The organism is Corynebacterium sp. HMSC070H05 (assembly GCF_001837615.1).
Lineage (GTDB): Bacteria > Actinomycetota > Actinomycetes > Mycobacteriales > Mycobacteriaceae > Corynebacterium > Corynebacterium coyleae.
Genome location: NZ_KV833339.1, coordinates 207,882 through 226,578 on the forward strand (window position 1 = coordinate 207,882; position 18,697 = coordinate 226,578).

Genomic DNA, 18,697 nt, shown 5'->3' on the forward strand with positions numbered 1-18,697 from the left:
CGCGAACCATGACGATCACCACAGCGCCTGCGCCCACCGAAACGGAAGCCCAGCTAGCACCGCCACAGCCCCACCCGCTCGCGTACCGAGTTGTCGGCGCATGGGTGCTCATCGCGTTGCTCGCGGTCTCGCTCGTGCTCAGCCTTACCGTCGGTGCGCGCGAGATTACGCTCAGCGAGCTGTGGCATTTCCTCCGTTCGCCCGATCCGGCCGACCCGGTGTCGCAGGTGGTGTGGCAGTCGCGGGTGCCGCGCACCGTGCTGATTTTGGTGGCAGGGGCCGCGTTCGGTGTCGCGGGCGGCTTGATGCAGGCAGTGACCAGAAACCCCCTGACAGACCCCGGAATCCTCGGCGTCAATGCCGGCGCTTCTCTGGCGGTGGTGGTAGGCATCGCCTACTTCGGTCTCACCGACATCAACCAATACATGTGGTTGGCATTCACAGGTGCGACCGTTACATCGTTCGCTGTATTCCTCATCGGAAATGCTGGGCCGATGCGAGGCAACCCGATCCGGATGACACTGTCCGGCGTCGCACTCGGTGCCGTCCTCGGCGGGTTCACTTCAGCGGTTCTGCTCACCAACTCCGACGTTCTGAAGAAGATGCGCGGCTGGTCCGCTGGCACCACGGCCAACCAGGCTCTGGACAATACGCTCGCGATCGTGCCCTTCATTCTGATCGGGCTCGTGCTCGCGCTCGCACTATCGAAGTCGCTTGATGTGCTCGCGCTGGGCGAGGCCGCTGCCGTGGCGATGGGAGCGAACCCGAACCGCGTTCGTCTCGTCGCACTGATCGCTATTGCGCTCCTCGCTGGCGGCGGCACTGCGGTGGCAGGACCAATTTCTTTCCTCGGGTTGTTGGCCCCGCACCTAAGCCGGATGATCGTGGGCCCGCACCAGGGATGGATCATGGCGTACTCGATCATTTTGGCACCCGCCATCATGGGTTTCGCTGACGTGGTCGGCCGCGTGATTGTGCAGGGCGAGATGCCTGTAGGGGTGGTCACGCCCTTCATCGGCGCGCCCCTCCTTATCTACATGGTGCGCCAGTTCCGGGTGACAGAACTGTGACGACGCAACGCCTGGATTTCGGCCGACCGATGGTAGGGATCGGCCCGCGCGAGCGCCCGATCTTCGTCACCGATGTGCGTGCAGTGGTAGTCACCGCCGTTCTCGTCGCGCTGGCGGCTGCTTGCGGCGTCTTCGCGCTTTTCACCGGTTCTGCATCGATGACCGCGGGCCAAGTATTCGATGCTGTGCTGGGCCGCGGGGACGACTTCACCCACATGGTCGTGGTGGAGTGGCGTGCTCCGCGCGTGCTGATGGCGCTGGTGCTCGGTGCTGCGCTCGCTCTGTCGGGCGCGTTGTTTCAAAACCTCACCAATAATCCGCTCGGTTCGCCGGATGTGATCGGTTTTCAAACCGGCTCCTATACCGGGGCTCTCATCGCTATGCTGGTGCTCCGCGGCGGTTCCACGGCCACCCTGCTCGGTGCGCTCGCGGGCGGCTTGCTCACGGCTGTAACGGTGTTTTTCCTAGCGTCGAAAGACGGCCATGCTCGGGGAGTGCGGCTCATCATCGTCGGGATCGGTGTCAGTGCGATGCTGGCCGCGGTGAACACATGGCTGCTGCTCACGGCGACGGTCGAGGACGCGATCATGGCGAGCTTGTGGGGTGCGGGCAACCTTGCTGGCACCAGCTGGAAAACCCTCGGGTTCGCAGCATCGGGCACGGTGGTGTTCATTGCGGTGACGGCGTTGTTGGCTCGCCCGATGCGCCTTACACAGATCGGCATCCCGTTCGCCACCGCTCTTGGGCAAAACGTGCGTGCAGTGCAAGTCGCCGCGATCATCACCGGGATTGGCTTGACCGCACTAGCCACCGCCACCGTTGGACCGATCTCATTCATCGCGCTCGCCGCCCCGCAGATCGCGCGCCGACTTGTGCGCGCCGACGGGCTGGCGCTGATGCCTACTGCCGCGACCGGCGCGTTGCTGCTCGTGCTCGCAGACACTGTCGCACAGCGCATTCACCCCACTTCGCCACTGCCAGTAGGCATTGTCACCGTCTCCATCGGCGGTATCTATTTCCTCTGGCTGCTGATTCAGGAAGGACGGAAGTAAATGGCACGTCTGCGCACCGAACACGCGAAGTTGGCGTACTCCGACGAAGCGATCATCTGCGACGATGTCACAGTCGAGATTCCGGATCGCATGTTCACAGTCATTGTGGGGCCGAACGGGTGCGGCAAATCGACGCTGCTGAAGTCCCTTACGCGGCTCATTACGCCGGTTTCAGGGGCGACGCTTCTCGACGGCAAGTCTCTGCACGAACAGCCCACCAAACACGTTGCTAAGCAAGTCGGCCTGCTTCCCCAGGGGCCGGTCGCACCGGAGGGCATCCGTGTCATCGATCTCGTCTCACGCGGACGGTATCCCCACCAGGGTCTTTTCAAACCTTGGTCGCCAGAAGACGAGCGTGCCGTGGGAGGGGCAATGGACGCGACCAACGTGCGCGAGCTCAGCGGTCGCTTCGTCGACGAGCTTTCCGGCGGGCAGCGCCAACGTGTTTGGATGGCTGTCGCTCTTGCGCAGGAGACTCCGATCCTGCTCCTCGACGAGCCGACCACGTTTCTGGATGTGCGCTACCAGATCGAACTTCTTGAACTGTGCCGCGAGCTGAACAAGCGCGACCACCTCACCCTGGTGGCGGTGCTGCACGATCTCAACCAAGCGGCGCGCTACGCGGATAACATCATCGCGATGAAAGACGGGGAAGTCGTGGCCACCGGCGCGCCCGCCGACGTGATCACCGAGGAGTTGGTTCGTGACGTTTTCGGCGTCGAGGCCAGTATCATCCAAGATCCGGAATCCGGCAGCCCCCTCATGATCCCGCGGTGGGAAGGGCGCGTCGCAGAGAGGGCAGATTAGAGCTGGTAGACCATCACACCCCCGGGTACCGCGACATCGCTGAAGCCGAACGCTTCATAGCGGTGGCGGGCGCGGGGGTTGTCTTCTGCGACAAAGAGCGCCACTTGTGTAGCACCCTGCTCCCGGGCGAGGTCTACGACCTCACGGAGCAAGGCTTCGCCCAAACGGTGGCCCGCATATCGGTTCTCAATGGCGATGGCGATTTCTGGAGTGCCGGGCGAGAGGTTCGCATAGCCCTGGTCAGGCGACGTCCAATACCGCAACCACACTCCGCCTGCGGGAATGCGGAATTGGTCGAAGGCGATGACCCCGCCGTCGCGTTGCGGGTCCCACTCGTCGACGTAGCGTTCCACGTCCGGTAACTGCTCCGGGCGCACCTCCTTGGATTCGTCACCGTAGATGTCCGCGAGGAAGTTCAGACGGCGCAAGTAGGTGCGGTCCGATTCTGTGGCGCGGTGGAAGGTGAACTCCATGGGTGCCACCGTACTCATGCACTTAAGTCACGCACGGTAACCTTTCCCGCATGCGCCCACAGCGCCAGAGCCGCCACAGCCGCCGCTGGTGCCGTCTGTCTGGCCGCCGCGCCGCCTGAGTGCCGCCGCCCAACCATTACGGTCACCCAAGGCGACGTGGTGCGCTTTGGCGGGGTCTCCGAGTGCACGCTGGGCTACGTGGACGCCTCGTAAGGGATTCTGGGCGGGCTACACCGCCGCCCACTGTGGCCGGCCTGGCAGCCGCGTGGAGGTGAAAACCGTTGGCGGATACCGCGAGGTGGGCACGTTCTTGCCGTCGCGGCAGTACGAGGTTGAGTGGCACGACGCCATTAAGTCCTTTGCGCTTAACTGGCTTGATCGTGGGGAAAGGCTGCTGGAGGCTTAGGAATGGGGCTCAAATTTTGAGCTCTATCGGTGGAGGTGGTCCCCCAGCAGGCGCGCCGCCTAGGCGAAACGTGGCCTAAGCGGTGAAGTCATCGACGTCGACGGCCATGACATTGTCGTGGCCGTCGACGTTTTTGAATCCGAAAGACTCGTAGCGGTGGCGTGCGCGGTCGTTGTTCGGGTCCACCCACAGCGCTACCTTCGACGCGCCTTGCTTTGCTGCCAACTCAACTGCAGCTGCAAGGAGTCGGACGGCGAGTCGGTGGCCGGCGTAGCGTCGCTCCACCGCAATTGCGATCTCCGGAATATCCTTCCCGAGGTTGGCCCAACCCAGTTCGGGCGTGGGCCAGTAGCGCAGCCAGACACCGCCCGCTGGCACACGGAACTGGTCGAATGCAAGGATGCCGCCTTCGGTTTCTGGGTCCCATTGGCCGACGTAATTGTCGGAGCCTGCACGTTCATCTGGTCCGATCTCGCCGTGCTCATCCCCGAACACGTCGGTGAGAAAGTTCAGGCGGCGCAGGTACGTGCGGTCGGATTCAGTTGCTTCACGTAGTTCGAACTCAGGTGTGTAATCCATGCCCACCACGTTAATCTTTTTCCATGCTCCGCCGCATATGCCTCTCGACGACCACCGCAACCGCCCTTGCCCTCACCCCAATCGCAAACGCCGCGGTTCCGGTGGTGGAGCAGGGAGCTCGTGTGGTCGTCGTCGATAAGGGCATGTGCACCATCGGGTTCAACGACCCCGACCAACGGATCAGTTACACCGCCGGGCACTGTGGCGAACACGGCAGCCGCGCTGCTGTGGGCCAGGCAAGCGGAACGTTCTACCCCTCCACTGCATTCGGTAGGTCTGCGACCGGCAACGACTGGGGGATCATCCGTTGGGACGACGGTGTCCAACTGGGTGCGAACACCATCACCACCGACGCCGTGGTGGACCTCGAGGATCTTCACCCCAACGACGAGATCTGCCTGCTCAGTGCAGGGGAGAAGCGGTGCGGCACCTTCGTTGACCGGCTGGGTAACAACGTCTACTGGGACGGCGGCGCTGGCGTGAAGGGCGACTCCGGCGCACCCGTCTGGGCGCCCGGTAGGGGACTGGTGGCGGTCTACTCGGGTGTGAGCACCGTGTCGAACCGGAAAAGCGAGTCGGCCTCCTTGAACCGTGCTTCGAAGCCGCTCAACGGGCCAGGCGTATCGGAGGCGCAGGAGATCGAGCTGATCAGCGCCACGAAACCGATTGGTACGCCCGTTACCCACGACGCCGAGACCCCCGAGTCGCCCGCGACCAATGTGGCTCACTCTGGCTCGAGCGCTTCTCCGGAGGCCATCGCCACGATTGTTGTGGCGGTCGCCGTTGTGTTGGGCTTCCTCGTGCCGTTTATCGGACCTGTGCTGGAGCAGTTCGCGGTTTCCATAGGCCTGCGCTGACAGATTCTGCAAAATCTGTCAGTCGACCTTTGAAGGGGTATAGAACGCCTGGTCGTAGCGTCGTAAAGAAAAGCCCTGACAGATTCTGCAAAATCTGTCAGGGCAATGGGTGGGACAAGCGCCACCGAAGCAACCAGCTACTTCAGCTCCATAAGCACGGCGCCCTTGGACACCTGGCCGCCAGCCTCGGCGGCGAGGCCCGTGACGGTGCCGGCCTTGTGTGCCTTGACCGGGTTCTCCATCTTCATGGCCTCGAGGACCAGCAGGACGTCGCCTTCAGCAACCTCGTCGCCTTCGGAGACGTTGACTTTGATCACGGAACCCTGCATGGGGGAGGCGACGGCGTCACCGGAGACAGCAGCCTTGCCTGCGCGGCGCTTCTTCGGCTTGCGCTTGGCGGGGCCTGCGGCGACGAGTTCCTCGGGTAGGGCGACTTCGACGCGGCGGCCGTCAATTTCAACGGCAAAGGTGCGACGGGTCGGCAGGTCGGTGTCGGCGTCGTCACCAGATGCATCGGCGCTGGACGCGGGCAGTTCGCCGTCCCACTCTTCCTCGATCCAGCGGGTGTACACGTCGAAGCCGTCTTCGGTGCCGACGAATGCCGGGTTATCCAGGATGGCCTGGTGGAAGAGGATGACGGTGGGGAAGCCGGTGACCACGTATTCGCCGAGTGCGCGGCGGGCACGCTGGATGGCCTCTTGGCGGGTGGCGCCGTAGACGATCAGTTTCGCCAGCATGGAGTCGAACTGGCCGCCGATGACGGAGCCTGCGCGCACGCCGGAATCGACACGCACTCCGGGGCCGGTGGGCTCAGCGTATGCAACGACGGTGCCCGGTGCCGGCATGAAGTTTGCGGCGGCGTCTTCGCCGTTGATGCGGAACTCAATAGCGTGGCCACGCGGAGCCGGGTCTTCGGTCAGCTGCAGTTCCTCGCCGCGGGCGATACGGAACTGCTCGCGCACGAGGTCGATGCCGGCGGTGACCTCGGTGACGGGGTGTTCGACCTGCAGGCGGGTGTTGACCTCCAAAAACGAGATCAGCCCGTCAGAGCCCACGAGGTACTCCACGGTGCCGGCGCCGTAGTAACCTGCTTCGCGGCAGATGGCCTTGGCAGAGGAATGGATGCGCTCGCGCTGCTCGTCGGTGAGGAAGGGCGCTGGGGCTTCTTCGACAAGTTTTTGGAAGCGACGCTGCAAGGAGCAATCGCGCGTACCGACGACGACAACGTTGCCGTGCTGATCAGCCAACACCTGCGCTTCAACGTGGCGGGCCTTGTCCAGGTAGCGCTCCACGAAGCACTCGCCACGACCGAACGCTGCGGTGGCTTCGCGGGTGGCGGACTCAAACAGTTCCGGAATCTCTTCGCGGGTGTAGGCGACCTTCATGCCGCGACCGCCACCGCCGAAAGCTGCCTTGATGGCAACGGGCAGGCCGTGCTCGTCGGCAAACGCAACGACCTCGTCAGCGTTGGCCACGGGGTCCTTAGTGCCGGGCGCCATGGGGGCGTCGGCGGCTTCAGCGATGTGGCGGGCGGTGACCTTGTCACCGAGTGCCGCGATGGCCTCCGGCGACGGGCCGATCCAGGTCAGGCCAGCGTCGATGACCTTCTGCGCGAACTCGGCGTTCTCCGAGAGGAAGCCGTAGCCCGGGTGGATAGCGTCGGCGCCGGACTTCTGCGCGGCGTCGATGACCTTGTCCATGTCCAGGTAAGACTCGGCGGCGGTGGTACCGCCGAGGGCGAAGGCTTCGTCGGCAAGAGCGACGAACGGCGCATCGACATCAGGGTCTGCATACACCGCGACCGACGCAACACCTTCGTCCTGGCACGCGCGGATGACGCGCACGGCAATCTCGCCGCGATTAGCGACGAGCACCTTGCTCAGGCTGCGGGGCAGATCAGTATTCGGTGCGGTGGTGGACACGAAGCAATCCCGTCCTTCAATCGGAAATACGAACCGTCAGAAAATCGGACAAATGTCGTTCTATGTTACAGCCCCACCACGGGAATCCCCTTTAGCCACGGGGACGCGGACCATGTTGCCCCACTCGGCCCAGGAACCGTCGTACAGCGCAACGTCCTCGAAACCGAGAATATTGTTCAGGACGTACCAGGTGTGCGACGCGCTTTCGCCCAACTGGCAGTACACCACTGTGCGCTTCTTCGGATCGAAATCCTTGTAGATCTCGCGGATGTCCTCCAACGGGCGGAAGCGCGCGTTCGGGTGCACGGAACGGCCCCACGGGACGCTAAACGCGCCCGGAATGTGGCCCTGGCGCAGCGTCGGTACTTGGGGTTGCACAGGGGCGGTGCCGTCGCCGCGGTAAGCGGGGGCTGGGCGGGCGTCGATAAGCTGCTCCGGCGGATTATCCAGCAGCTCGGAGGCGAAGGTGCGAACTGCGGTGTCCTTGCGCTCCACCACGGGGTAGTCAGACTCGGGGTAGGAGGGAACGACGAAGGACGTGTCGCGCTCCTCACCCATCCACGCGTCGCGTCCGCCATCGAGCAAGCGCACGTCGGGGTGGCCGAACAGCTCGAACACCCAGGCGGTGTAGGCAGCCCACCAGTTGGCGTGGTCGCCGTAGACCACCACCGTGTCGTCGCGGCTGATGCCGCGGGATCGCATGAGTTTGGCAAAGGCTTCGCCGTCGATGAAGTCGCGGTTGAGCTCGTCGTTAAGATCGCTCTTCCAGTCAATGCGCACCGCGCCCGGAATGTGGCCGATGTCGTAGAGGAACGCATCCTCATCACTTTCGACAACCTTCAGACCATCCACGCCGAGCCGCGCCGAAAGCCACGCGGCGGTGACAAACTTCTCAGGATGTGCGTAGTCCTTGAACTGGGGATTGTCGTCGAGTTCGATACCCACGTCAGCTGCCTTTCGTCTCTGCGGCCCCCGCCGGAATAGGCGAGTGAACAATCACCGACAAGGATACAGGTAGTACCAGCAAATCCCGGCCGGAATCGGCGAGAAACCTCGCCTCGCCACAACAGGTGTGAACTTGCACACTATCAATTCTGCCGCCCTGTGTGGGTCGCTTTAAGCCGATAGAGTCAGAGACGGAACACGACGGCTACGGCTGAGATGTTTCGCGAGTTTTTACCTACCCCGCCGATGCATGCGCTGACCGCATTCACACGCTGCGGGACAACATCATGAAAGGGATCACCGTGCACAAGGCGATTGTTGTCTTCGAGGTTGAGGGCGGCTCCGACAAGTACATTGACGGCCACCGCAAGGACACCATGCCCATTGTCAACGCCATCAAGGAAAAGGGCTGGCACGCAGAGGTTGTCTACTTTCGTCCGGAGTGGGCCGACGACCTGTTCACGTACGTCTCCGAGAACTTCGACGGCTACATCTCGCGTGTGAACCCGGGCAACATCCCGGGCGGCGAAAAGGGCTACTTTGACCTGCTTACCCGCCTGTCCGAGGCCGGCCTGGTCGGCATGTCCACCCCGCAGGAGATGATCTCCTACGGTGCGAAGGATGCCCTGGTGAAGCTGAACAAGACCGACCTTGTGCCGGAAGATACCGCCGCGTACTACGAGGTTGAGGACTTCCACAACACCTTCCCGACTTCCCTGTCCTACGGCGAGCGCGTGCTCAAGCAGAACCGCGGCTCCACCGGCTCCGGCATCTGGCGCGTGCGCCTTGCCGACGAAGCCCTGGCCGACTCCGTCGAACCGGGCACCGCCCTGCCGCTGGACACCAAGCTCAAGTGCACCGAGGCCGTGGACAACCACACTGAGGAGCGCGAGCTCGGCGAGTTCATGGACTTCTGTGACCAGTACATCGAAGGCGACAACGGCATGCTCGTGGACATGCGCTTCATGCCGCGCATCGTCGAGGGTGAGATCCGCATTCTGCTGGTCGGCCCGCACCCGGTGTTCGTTGTGCACAAGAAGCCGGCTGAGGGCGGCGACGCGTTCTCCGCAACCTTGTTCTCCGGCGCGAAGTACACCTACCAGAAGCCGGAGGAGTGGCAGGAGCTCGTCGACATGTTCGCCGAGGCCCGCCCGGTCATCGCCGAGAACCTCGGTGGCGACAACATTCCGCTGATCTGGACCGCGGACTTCATGCTTGCCGATGACGACGAGACCGGGGAGGACACCTACGTCCTCGGCGAGATCAACTGCTCCTGCGTCGGCTTCACCTCGGAGCTCGACATGGGCATCCAGGAGATGGTGGCCGAGGAGGCCATCAAGCGCGTGGAGGCGAAGCACGCGTAAGCGCTGGCTTTTCGACGACACCAACGCCCCGGCCCGAAAATCCCGTGCCGGGGCTTCTTGTCTGTCGTGACCCGGTTTTCGCCGACCGGGAATACGAATCGTCTAGTTGCATTTCGGAGCTGCTAGACGATCCGCATTTTATTGATATCTGTTTTCAATATCACCTGGGGAAATGCATCCGGGGACTCGTGATCGTCTAGTGCCCCCTCACAGGCAGCTAGACGATCTGCTTTTGACGCCTACCCCAGCAGCTCCTTTACGCTAGCCGGGTCGGCATCGGAGAGCATTTGGCGGCAGCGGTCGTACTCGGCGTCGTCGCCAATCGCCTTGGAGGTCAGCGCGAGCATCGCGATGGCTTTGAGCACACCGCGGTTCGGCTCGTGGGACGCCGGGACCGGACCCCAGCCCTTCCAACCGTTGGCGCGCAGGCGGTCCAGGGAGCGGTGGTAGCCGGTGCGGGCGTAGGCGTAAGCGATGAGTTTGTCGCCGGATTCGAGTTCACGCTCGGCGCGGGTGGCCCAGACGGCGGGGGAATCGGGGTGGGCGAGCGCGGTGTCGTCGGCAAGGAGGTCCTTGCCGGTGGCCGGGTCTGCGGGAAGTTCGATGGGCTTCGGTGCGAGCATGTCGTTGATTTCCATGATGGCCAGGCTACCCACAACGTGCGCTACGCGGTCCAGAAGTCGGAGGCGTCCAGTCCGAATCGGTACAGGCAGCGGCGAAGCAGCGGCATGGATAGGCCGATGACGCTGGTGGGGTCGCCGTCGATGGAGTCGATGAACCAGGAGCCGAGCGCCTCGAGTGTGAACGCGCCGGCGCACTCCAGTGGCTGACCGGAGCGGGCGTAGGCCTCGATGTCGGCATCGGACACGTCACCGAAGCGGATTGCGGTGGTGATGGTATCGACGACCCATTCGCCGCCGAACCACACCGCGTGTCCCGTGAGCAGGTGCGCTTCCTTACCGCGCTGTGCTTTCCACCGGCGGATAGTTTCGTCGACGGTGTGGGGTTTGCCCAGCAAGGTGTCGTCGAGAAGCAGCATGCTGTCGCAGCCAACAACAACGTCGTCGGGGAATTCCGCAATTGCGGTCTCGGCTTTTGCGCGGGCGAGGGTGGCCACGGTGGTGGCGGGTGGGACGTCGCCAAGTACAGCGATCACCGCATCCTCATCGATGTGCGCGGGGTGCAGCACCGGGGTGACGCCGCCTTGTTCGAGCAGCATGCGTCGCGACGGCGACTGCGACGCCAACACCAACCGCATTAGAAATACGCCGCCGAATCGAACGCGTGCGGATTAAACGCAGTCGCCGGGTGGGACGCACCCCACATGTTGGCGTCCGGCTGCACCCCGGACTGCTTGCGTTCGCGCTGGAGCTGCAGCAACACCTCGGTCAGCGCCTGCAGTTCCGCCTCGGTGGGGTTGCCTTTAACTACCTGAATATCCACGTCAGCCTCCTTACAGCGGGATGTTGCCGTGCTTCTTCTGTGCCGGGTAGGTCACCTTGCGCTCAAGCAGGCGCAGACCCTCGAGGACGCGGGCGCGGGTGGTGGACGGTTCGATGACGGCGTCGACCATTCCGCGCTCGGTAGCCACGTACGGGTTGAGGTTGTCCGCGGCGTACTGCTCCTCGTCGGTGCCGATCGCCTCGGCGGCGGTGGTGGCGTCTGCCAGTGCGATCTGTGCGGTCGGCCACGCGAACACCAGGTCCGCGCCCAGGCCCTTCGAGCCGAGCAGCGCGTACGACGGACCGAACGCCTTGCGGGTGACCACGGTGATCGTGCCCACCTGGGCCTCTGCAAACGCGTAGGCGAGTGCGGCGGCGGCTGCGGCGGACCCGGAGCGCTCCTCCTCGACCGACGGGAGGAAGCCGGGGGAGTCCACGAACTGCACGATCGGCAGGTTAAACGCGTCGCAGGTGCGGATGAAGCGTGCGGCCTTGCGTGCGGCGTCGCGGGTCAGGCAGCCAGCCAAAACACTCGGCTGCGTTGCGACGACACCAACCGCGCGCCCGCCCACGTGCGCAAAACCGGTGACCACGGAACCTGCGAAGCCAGCGGAGAGTTCCAGGACGTCGCCGTCGGTGACCGAAGCCAGGATGTCGGTGACGTCGTAGGGCTGGTTGTCGTCGTCAGGCATGAAGGCGTCCAAGTCGACCTCAGCGGCGGAAGCCTCGGCGTTGTCGGCACCCAGCGGGGAAGCGGCCTTGTTATTCAGCGGCAGGTAGCTGACCACGGTACGGGCCAGGTCCACCGCTTCCGTATCGGTCGCGGCGACGAGCTGCGCCAGGCCAGTCTCCGCGGCGTGGACGGCGGTGCCGCCAAGCTCATCGGAAGTCGTTTCGGCGTCGGAGACCTTGCTCACGATGTCCGCCGTGGTCACGTGCAGGGACGCGCCCTCGGCCATGACGGTGATGTCCGCCATCGGGACCGTGGTGGCAGCGAGCGAGGCGACATCCCCGGCCACGACCGCGATCTGCGGAATCAAACCCGACGCACGGGTTGCCGCACGCAGGATCTGTGCCTGCAGATGCGCGGTGACAATACCTTCTTTCCAACGCGGGCCAGTCGAGTCATAAATACCGATCAGCGGCACGCCGGTCTTGGTTGCCAAGTCGTAGATCTTGAGGATCTTCTCGCAGTACACCTCACCGACCTGGCCGTCGAAAATCGTCGGGTCTTGGGAGAAGACGCAGACACGACGGCCGTCGATCAGCCCGTAGCCCGTAATCACACCGTCGGTGGAAGGCTTGGACTTGTCCATCTTGTATGCCTCGACGCGGTGCTTGGCCAGGGCGTCGGTCTCCACGAACGTGCCGTCGTCGAGAAGCGAAAGCACGCGCTCACGAGCAGTGGTGCCGCCAGCCTCGTGGACAGCATCGATCGCGTCCTGACCGACCGGTGCCTGCGCCTCATCCAGGCGATTGCGCAGATCCTGAATGCGGCCAGCCGTCGTGGTCATGTCGGGTTTAGATGAACTCATAACGCCCCAGTCTAGATTCCGAGATTGTTCCTGCCACATTGCCTATCGACGGCGCGTCGCCAGACGTTTCGCAGCGTAGGTGTAACCGGGGCGCGTGGTTGGGGTGTACTCAGTAGGCGAAGTTCTGCACCGCGAAGCGACTCGTCCCATTATCAGCGATACCAACACCGATGTATTTGTAATCCGGTTTCAGCATGTTTGCGTTGTGACCAGGAGAATTGATCCAGATTTGCAACAACGCGTCGGCATTCGACGTGGTCTGGCAACGCAAAATGTTCTCGCCAACCATGAGCTCGGGCCTGGAAGGCACCGTCATATCTGCACGGTGCTTATAGTTGAGGCTGCTGGCCATCGTTTCGGCCCATTCCTGAGCAAACGCATTCAGCTCCGGCAGCGGCTCCAACGGAGCCACACCATGCTTCGCGCGGTAACGGTTGGTCGCATCGATCAGCTCCTGCTGAGTCACCTTCACAGCACGATTGCCCAGACCTGCTGAGTTGCCGATAGCGGACGAACCGGTCGAATCACTCGACGTAGAAAGACCGAGCTGATTAGACAACCCCGCAATCGCACTGATCAGGGTGATCAGCGTGAGGACAGCGCCGAGGGCTTGCTGGATCTGACGAAAATCGAATTTGGGCATGGTGGGAATCCTTGACGTGAGGTGCTGAAAACGCTAGTCCAGCATGTTTGCTCAATGACAAGTGTGAGCCTAGAGCACGCCGCGATACCGCGCGGGCGAATTGCTCGATACCGAATGTGCTTGTGGTTGGAGAGCGCCCGAGAGTAGAGAGAACATGGTGCTGTCCAGCATGAATAGTTCCTACTACCCGTTTTTCAGAAGGACTACTACCGGATTTTCAGGACTCTTACTACCCGATTTTCAGAAATGGGATGCCTCTCCGGAGAAGCGTGCTACCCGACGTTTTTCGACGACGGGCCGTGGTTCGCGAGGGCCCGCGAGCGCGCCCCCACCTTCCCACCCCAACACCCCGCCGCCTACTACGCTCGTGACCATGAGTGTCAAGGACGTGCAGGCAATTCAGGACAAGGTGGCCGAATACTGGCCTGACGTGCGGTGGGTCGAGTCCACCGGGTCGACGAACGCGGACCTGCTCAAGGACGGTTCCGCGCCGGGCACGGTGCTCATCGCAGACGAGCAAACCGCTGGCAAGGGCCGCTTGGGCCGCCATTGGGTGTCGCCGAAGGGCTCGCAGTTGGCCATGAGCATGGTCATCGACGTGACCGATACCCCGCCGCCGTTCGGGTTGCTGTCTATCGCGCCGGGGGTGGCGGTGACGGATGTGGTGCCGCAGGCGCAGTTGAAGTGGCCCAATGATGTGCAGATTTGCGGCAAGAAGATCGCTGGCATCCTCTCGGCGTTGGATATGCCGCGGGTGATTGTGGGCATCGGCATTAACGTCGCTATGCGTCCGGAGGATCTGCCGGTGGAGACCGCCACCGCCCTGAACCTTGAGGGCATTGACGTGGATTTCGACGAGTTTGCCGCCGACATCCTCGCCGCGATGGGCCGTCGTTTGAAGCAGTGGCAGGAGCGCGACCCGCAGTTGTTGGAGGATTACCGCAAGGTCTGTTCCACGATCGGCCAGCAGGTTCGCTTGGAGTTGCGCGAGGGGGAGGAGACGGTGCGCGGCCTGGTCACGGGCATTAATGATGAGGGCGAGGTGCTTATCGACGACACCGCGTTCTCCGTCGGCGATGTCCACCACCTCCGCCCGACCCAGTAGGCGTGCAGTAACCTAGCCGGTCATGGCTAACAAAGCGGTGTTTCGTATCGGCGAGGACGAGGTTGTCCTCGCCGATGTGTGTGCGCCGCTTTCTTCGTTGACGTTCCCGTTGCTGGAGTTGGTGGCGCTCACCGGTGTTGCCTGGATGGCGATCGGCTGGATGGACGTCACCCCGCATATCGATCCGGGGATGCGCAACATTGTGGTGCTGATCTGGGCGATTCTTGCGCTGTGGCGGTTTGTGTTGCCGTTGGTGTCGTCGCGACGCAGGCGCTTCGTGGTCACTGACAAGCGCGTCCTCGCAAGGGGGCGGCGTGGCGCGGTGGATTCGATCCCGTTGCGCCAGATCCATTCGGTGCGGCGGGAGCGCGGGGGCTTGTGGATCGCGCTGTACGGCTACGCCCAGCCGGTGCGGTTTGACCGGGTGGGTAAGACGCGCGCGGTGGAGAAAGTGCTGCAGGCGCAGCTGCGCGGCTAGTCCTTGACTTCCGTGGTGTGGAGCTGCTCGTCGAGGTCCTCAGGCGAGAGGTGCCCGCCGAGGAATTCGGCGGTGACGGGCAGGTGCAGTTCCATGTCGGTGCCGGGGCACAGTTCGATGACGGCGTCGTCGACGGTGTAGTCGAGAACGTGGCCGCCGCGCGTGTGGTCGTCGTCAATGAAATGCACGTGGCAGCCGGGCACACCGATGCCTTTGGCGTACATGGGGGTGCGGAATCCGCCGATGACGCCTTCGACGTCGGTGAAGATGTGTTCGGCGTCGTCGGAGACCGCCTCGGACATTGGGGGATAGGGCTTTTCTTGTTTGGTCACGGTGCGCACGCGGACTTCTTTGAATCGGCCGGTGATTTTGACGGCGGTGAAGAAGTTGTGGCTGGGTTCGGCGTCGTCGATAAATTTGGCGAGTTCGGCGCGGACCATGCCGGCGGGAGCGTCGAAACGCAGGCGGGGTACGAAGTTGGTCACCACGGTAAATGGGGTGCGTTGGTCGAGGTCAGCGACGCGGGCTTTGCCGTCGGAGGTGAGTTGGTGGCATACGCCGTCGAGGATGAGCATTTCGCCGTCGAGGGCGTCGAAGGTGCCGAGGCCGAAGTTGCCTTTGCTCAGGATGTCGCTGATGGTGAGCTCGCCGTCGTAGATGCCGTCGAGAAGTGCGGTCATCAGAGAGTTTTGGAAAATGGTGTGGCGGGCGATGGTTTCAGACATGGCTGCGATGCTAGTCGGTTGGCCGACTACAGTGTGGGGCGTGAGTAACGCGTATGGGATGCCTGTTGTCGCCGTGCTTGGCGACGGCCAATTGGCACGAATGATGCAAACAGAAGCTATCGAGCTCGGCGTGGACACTCGCGTGCTCGCGTCGAGTAAGGACAAGTCGGCGGCGCAAGTCTTCGGCGATGTCCGAATCGGCGACTACACCAATCTTGAGGATCTGCGCGCGATCGTGGAGGGGGCTGACGCGGTCACGTTTGATCACGAGCATGTGCCAAACGAGTACGCGCAGTTGCTTATCGACGACGGCGTGGCCGTCGAACCTCGCCCCGAAGCCCTCATCTACGCCCAGGACAAACTCGAGCAGCGCCGCCGCCTTGCAGAGGCCGGCCTGCCGGTGCCGCCGTTCGCAGCGATCACGTCGGCCGCGGACGCGGAAGCGTTCTGGGACGAGACCGACGGTCAGGTGTGTCTGAAGGCGACGCGGGGTGGGTATGACGGGCATGGGGTGTGGTTCCCGTCGTCGAGAAGCGAATGCGCGGAACTCGTGGAGCAGCTTTTGGGCCGTGACCTGCCGCTGATGGCGGAGAAGAAGGTCGCGTTCACGCGTGAGTTGTCCGCCATGGTGGCACGCAACCGCTCCGGCGATGTACGCGCGTGGCCGGTGGTGGAGTCGCGCCAGGACGACGGCATTTGCCGCGTGGCCATCGCGCCCGCACCGAACATGTCGGACGAGCAGGCCAAGCATTGCGAAGACCTCGCCGTGCGTGTCGCCGAAGGCTTGGGTGTGACCGGCGTGCTGGCGGTGGAACTGTTCGAGTATGAGGGGCCGAACGGCCCGGAGGTGGCCGTCAACGAGTTGGCCATGCGCCCGCACAACACTGGCCACTGGACCCAGGACGGCTGCCTGACCTCCCAGTTTGAGCAGCACATCCGTGCTGTGTTGGACTGGCCGCTCGGTGCCGTGGACACGCTTGCGCCGGCGACCGTCATGGTGAACACACTTGGCGGCGACGAGGATCCGGACACTCCGATGGCCGAGCGCGTCGTCGCGGTGATGCGCAAGTACCCGCAGGCCAAGGTGCACCTCTACGGCAAGGACCACCGACCGGGCCGCAAGATGGGCCACGTCAACGTGTGCGCCGATACCGTCGAGGAGGCACTCGCGATTGCCGAGGACGCCGCGCACTACATCATCCACGCAACCTGGAAGGACTAAGCAGATGGCACAGCCGCAAGTTGGCATCATCATGGGCTCGGACTCGGACTGGGACACCGTCGCCCCGGCCGCCGAGGTACTCGCCGAGTTTGGCATCCCGTTCGAGGTCGGCGTGGTCTCCGCGCACCGCACCCCGGACAAGATGCTCGCCTACGCCAAGGAGGCACATACCCGTGACCTTCAGGTGATCATCGCCTGCGCTGGCGGTGCCGCACACCTGCCGGGCATGGTCGCCGCGGCCACGCCGCTGCCGGTCATCGGTATCCCGCGCGCGCTGGACACGCTCGACGGCATGGATTCGTTGCTGTCCATCGTGCAGATGCCCGGTGGCGTCCCGGTGGCCACGGTCTCCATCGGTGGTGCAAAGAACGCCGGCCTGCTCGCCGCCCGCATCCTGGGTGCCGCCGACCCGGCTGTGCAGCGCAAGATGGTGGACTACCAGGCGCGCATGGCAGCCGAGGTGGAACGCAAGGACGAGGCGTTGCGTCAGCGCCTGATGGGTGAGTAACCCAATCGTTGTGTTGGGCGCCCGGATTGTGGACGGGCGCCCTTCTCGCATGCTCGAACACCGCCTGCACAAGGCGCTCGAGGTGTGGCGTGCGGCCCCGGCGCCGATCGTGGTGTCCGGCGACGGGGAGGCCGACATCATGGCCGCCTGGCTCACCGCCCACGGTGTGCCTGCCGGGGCGGTGGTGCTCGAGCCGCATGCGCGGTCCACGAACGAAAACCTGGAACGTTCCCGCGCGCTGTTCCCCGACGCGTCGTACCTCACCGTAGTGACCAGCGGTTTCCACGTCCCCCGTACCCGCGTGTGGGCGTGGCACCTGGGCATCCCGGTGCGCATGGTCGCTGCGACGACGCCTGAAACCTCGCGGAAGAAAAACTACGCGCGCGAAGTGTTCGCCGTGCCGCACTCCATCACGCGCGTTGCTTGGCGACGACTCGCCCGCCGCCTCTTCGGCCGCTGAGCCATGCAACACGTGCCGGGCGGCGTCGGCCAGCACGGCGGCGCCGGGACTAGCGGGGGAGGCCCGGCAGGTTGATGCCGAAGTGTGGGCCAGCAAAGTACAGGCCTGCTGCGCCGAGGGTGGCGATGATCGCAGCCGCACCGACCAGCAGCGCGACGAAGCGCCCTGCGTTATCCACTTCGTCCTGGGTGTACTCGGAGCTACCCGGGCCGGTGGCCATCTTCTTGTCTTTCGGGGTGCTGTTTGTGTTCTCGGTTTCGGTCTGAGCCGTGGTCTCAGCCTGGGCCGGGGCGACAGTTGCGGTGGCGAGGCTGACGGTCAGTGCGGGGGCGAGAGCCAGCGCACCAGCGCGGCGGATCAGCGTGCGGGACATGCCGGATTCCCTTCATCAATGCGGGTAGTGTCCGGCACAGCTTAGCCCAGGAGTGCAGGGGTAACAGTTATGACTACTGGATACGCCGCGTGACGTTCTCAGCGGCGGAGATCTCCTGGAGCCGTTCATCGGATACCGAACCCGTGACGACGACCACGGATCCACCAGCGGCCAGCGGTACCATCACCGACATCGTGAAGTCATCGGTGCCACGCCAATCTTGGGCGAGGTAGCGTTCGGCCTCAACGCATGGCTGGGCGAAGGTGGACAGGTCTGGGCTGTTGCCGAAGTAGTCGTCGCCGTAGAAGCGCACGGTGGGGCCGAAGTCCACGGTGCCGGGCGGAATGGTGCCGCCGGCTTCCTCGACGCCGCGGCCGAACGGGTCGTCGGAGACAAGGACGCACTCGGTGGCGTCGGTCCAGTTTTCGGCGCGTTCCGGGGTGGTGAAGACGATATCGGGGGCGGTGGGGTGGTCGTCGATGAGCGGAGCGCGCGAAGAGTTGAACGTGCCAACCGCAATCACCGCAGCCTGCCAGGAGACGGGCAGGTCGATGACGATGCTCGCGTCGAGGGGGAGGTCGAATTCCTCGTCGAGCATGTTGGCTACTTTGCTGGCCCAGTTGTCCAGCGTTTGGGCGGAGAAATCCATGCGTAATCCCCGCGCATCGTCGTAAATAGTGAAGCGCGGGGATGCGGGATCTGCGGCGAGAAGTGGGGCAAGCATGCTCATG

23 protein-coding genes are annotated in these 18,697 nt (G+C 63.8%); 11 read left to right on the forward strand and 12 right to left on the reverse strand.

Features of this window, described 5'->3' with window-relative positions; genetic code table 11:
* Window positions 1-8: 8 nt before the first annotated feature.
* Genes HMPREF2617_RS07980 through HMPREF2617_RS07990 form a run of 3 tightly spaced genes read left to right on the forward strand, consistent with a single transcriptional unit; the run spans window position 9 to window position 2,929 of the window.
* Entirely contained in the window at window positions 9-1,070 is a 1,062-nt protein-coding gene (locus tag HMPREF2617_RS07980) for a FecCD family ABC transporter permease (RefSeq protein WP_141743308.1), read from the forward strand.
* Entirely contained in the window at window positions 1,067-2,122 is a 1,056-nt protein-coding gene (locus HMPREF2617_RS07985) for a FecCD family ABC transporter permease (protein ID WP_246815295.1), read from the forward strand. Before HMPREF2617_RS07980 ends, HMPREF2617_RS07985 begins: the two co-directional genes overlap by 4 nt.
* A complete protein-coding gene (locus tag HMPREF2617_RS07990; RefSeq protein ID WP_070482382.1) occupies window positions 2,123-2,929 on the forward strand; it encodes an ABC transporter ATP-binding protein in 807 nt (268 codons plus the stop codon). It begins immediately after the preceding gene.
* On the opposite strand, the gene HMPREF2617_RS07995 is transcribed toward HMPREF2617_RS07990, so the two are convergent.
* The gene (locus HMPREF2617_RS07995) at window positions 2,926-3,402 is read right to left on the reverse strand and encodes a GNAT family N-acetyltransferase (RefSeq protein WP_083291903.1); all 477 of its coding nucleotides are present in this window, start codon (window positions 3,400-3,402) and stop codon (window positions 2,926-2,928) included. The genes HMPREF2617_RS07990 and HMPREF2617_RS07995 overlap by 4 nt on opposite strands.
* Window positions 3,403-3,568: 166 nt before the next feature.
* Here HMPREF2617_RS07995 and HMPREF2617_RS11920 point away from each other — a divergent pair, with 166 nt between their 5' ends.
* On the forward strand, window positions 3,569-3,808 hold the full coding sequence (locus tag HMPREF2617_RS11920) for a hypothetical protein (RefSeq protein ID WP_141743307.1): 240 nt from the start codon (window positions 3,569-3,571) through the stop codon (window positions 3,806-3,808).
* Between the two features lie 75 nt (window positions 3,809-3,883).
* Here the strand turns inward: HMPREF2617_RS11920 and HMPREF2617_RS08000 are convergent, their stop codons facing one another.
* Complete coding sequence (locus tag HMPREF2617_RS08000; RefSeq protein WP_070482544.1) at window positions 3,884-4,387, reverse strand: GNAT family N-acetyltransferase; 504 nt, start codon at window positions 4,385-4,387, stop codon at window positions 3,884-3,886.
* Window positions 4,388-4,410: 23 nt separating this feature from the next.
* On the opposite strand from HMPREF2617_RS08000, the gene HMPREF2617_RS08005 reads away from it, so the two are divergent.
* Window positions 4,411-5,244 carry a chymotrypsin family serine protease gene (locus HMPREF2617_RS08005; RefSeq protein WP_070840466.1) on the forward strand — a complete coding sequence of 278 codons (834 nt, stop codon included), beginning with the start codon at window positions 4,411-4,413 and terminating at the stop codon, window positions 5,242-5,244.
* Between the two features lie 137 nt (window positions 5,245-5,381).
* Here HMPREF2617_RS08005 and HMPREF2617_RS08010 read toward each other — a convergent pair whose 3' ends face one another.
* Both HMPREF2617_RS08010 and HMPREF2617_RS08015 read right to left on the reverse strand, forming a co-directional pair.
* Entirely contained in the window at window positions 5,382-7,166 is a 1,785-nt protein-coding gene (locus tag HMPREF2617_RS08010) for an acetyl-CoA carboxylase biotin carboxylase subunit (protein WP_246821719.1), read from the reverse strand.
* A gap of 60 nt (window positions 7,167-7,226) precedes the next feature.
* Window positions 7,227-8,111, reverse strand: coding sequence for a sulfurtransferase (locus tag HMPREF2617_RS08015; protein WP_070422836.1), 885 nt, complete (start codon window positions 8,109-8,111; stop codon window positions 7,227-7,229).
* A 302-nt stretch (window positions 8,112-8,413) separates the two neighbouring features.
* Between HMPREF2617_RS08015 and HMPREF2617_RS08020 the strand changes: the two genes are divergently transcribed.
* Window positions 8,414-9,475: a Cj0069 family protein gene (locus HMPREF2617_RS08020; RefSeq protein ID WP_070422883.1), complete on the forward strand. Its 1,062-nt coding sequence runs from the start codon at window positions 8,414-8,416 to the stop codon at window positions 9,473-9,475.
* A gap of 239 nt (window positions 9,476-9,714) precedes the next feature.
* On the opposite strand, the gene HMPREF2617_RS08025 is transcribed toward HMPREF2617_RS08020, so the two are convergent.
* From HMPREF2617_RS08025 to HMPREF2617_RS08045, 5 genes are all read right to left on the reverse strand, one after another.
* The gene (locus HMPREF2617_RS08025) at window positions 9,715-10,113 is read right to left on the reverse strand and encodes a DUF3151 domain-containing protein (RefSeq protein WP_070449528.1); all 399 of its coding nucleotides are present in this window, start codon (window positions 10,111-10,113) and stop codon (window positions 9,715-9,717) included.
* Between the two features lie 26 nt (window positions 10,114-10,139).
* Entirely contained in the window at window positions 10,140-10,733 is a 594-nt protein-coding gene (locus tag HMPREF2617_RS08030; RefSeq protein WP_070840467.1) for a Maf family protein, read from the reverse strand.
* Window positions 10,733-10,918, reverse strand: coding sequence for an acyl-CoA carboxylase subunit epsilon (locus HMPREF2617_RS08035; protein ID WP_070422838.1), 186 nt, complete (start codon window positions 10,916-10,918; stop codon window positions 10,733-10,735). The genes HMPREF2617_RS08030 and HMPREF2617_RS08035 overlap by 1 nt, the downstream gene beginning before the upstream one ends.
* A gap of 10 nt (window positions 10,919-10,928) precedes the next feature.
* The gene (locus HMPREF2617_RS08040) at window positions 10,929-12,452 is read right to left on the reverse strand and encodes an acyl-CoA carboxylase subunit beta (protein WP_070840468.1); all 1,524 of its coding nucleotides are present in this window, start codon (window positions 12,450-12,452) and stop codon (window positions 10,929-10,931) included.
* A 109-nt stretch (window positions 12,453-12,561) separates the two neighbouring features.
* Window positions 12,562-13,095 carry a CAP domain-containing protein gene (locus tag HMPREF2617_RS08045; RefSeq protein WP_070840469.1) on the reverse strand — a complete coding sequence of 178 codons (534 nt, stop codon included), beginning with the start codon at window positions 13,093-13,095 and terminating at the stop codon, window positions 12,562-12,564.
* Window positions 13,096-13,468: 373 nt separating this feature from the next.
* Here HMPREF2617_RS08045 and HMPREF2617_RS08050 point away from each other — a divergent pair, with 373 nt between their 5' ends.
* Entirely contained in the window at window positions 13,469-14,200 is a 732-nt protein-coding gene (locus tag HMPREF2617_RS08050) for a biotin--[acetyl-CoA-carboxylase] ligase (RefSeq protein ID WP_070840470.1), read from the forward strand.
* A 22-nt stretch (window positions 14,201-14,222) separates the two neighbouring features.
* Complete coding sequence (locus HMPREF2617_RS08055) at window positions 14,223-14,678, forward strand: hypothetical protein (protein ID WP_070840471.1); 456 nt, start codon at window positions 14,223-14,225, stop codon at window positions 14,676-14,678.
* Here the strand turns inward: HMPREF2617_RS08055 and budA are convergent.
* Window positions 14,675-15,403: an acetolactate decarboxylase gene (gene budA, locus HMPREF2617_RS08060; protein WP_070422841.1), complete on the reverse strand. Its 729-nt coding sequence runs from the start codon at window positions 15,401-15,403 to the stop codon at window positions 14,675-14,677. The genes HMPREF2617_RS08055 and budA overlap by 4 nt on opposite strands.
* A 58-nt stretch (window positions 15,404-15,461) precedes the next feature.
* On the opposite strand from budA, the gene HMPREF2617_RS08065 reads away from it, so the two are divergent.
* Genes HMPREF2617_RS08065 through HMPREF2617_RS08075 form a run of 3 tightly spaced genes read left to right on the forward strand, consistent with a single transcriptional unit; the run spans window position 15,462 to window position 17,593 of the window.
* The gene (locus HMPREF2617_RS08065) at window positions 15,462-16,625 is read left to right on the forward strand and encodes a 5-(carboxyamino)imidazole ribonucleotide synthase (RefSeq protein WP_083323245.1); all 1,164 of its coding nucleotides are present in this window, start codon (window positions 15,462-15,464) and stop codon (window positions 16,623-16,625) included.
* Between the two features lie 4 nt (window positions 16,626-16,629).
* Window positions 16,630-17,133, forward strand: a complete 504-nt coding sequence (gene purE, locus HMPREF2617_RS08070) for a 5-(carboxyamino)imidazole ribonucleotide mutase (RefSeq protein WP_070570497.1) — start codon at window positions 16,630-16,632, stop codon at window positions 17,131-17,133.
* Window positions 17,126-17,593 (forward strand): YdcF family protein, encoded by a 468-nt coding sequence (locus HMPREF2617_RS08075; protein WP_083323246.1) that lies wholly within the window; start codon window positions 17,126-17,128, stop codon window positions 17,591-17,593. The genes purE and HMPREF2617_RS08075 overlap by 8 nt, the downstream gene beginning before the upstream one ends.
* A gap of 49 nt (window positions 17,594-17,642) precedes the next feature.
* Here HMPREF2617_RS08075 and HMPREF2617_RS08080 read toward each other — a convergent pair whose 3' ends face one another.
* Complete coding sequence (locus tag HMPREF2617_RS08080) at window positions 17,643-17,966, reverse strand: hypothetical protein (RefSeq protein WP_070422844.1); 324 nt, start codon at window positions 17,964-17,966, stop codon at window positions 17,643-17,645.
* Window positions 17,967-18,039: 73 nt separating this feature from the next.
* Window positions 18,040-18,696 carry a TIGR03089 family protein gene (locus HMPREF2617_RS08085; RefSeq protein WP_070422845.1) on the reverse strand — a complete coding sequence of 219 codons (657 nt, stop codon included), beginning with the start codon at window positions 18,694-18,696 and terminating at the stop codon, window positions 18,040-18,042.
* Window position 18,697 lies beyond the last annotated feature (1 nt).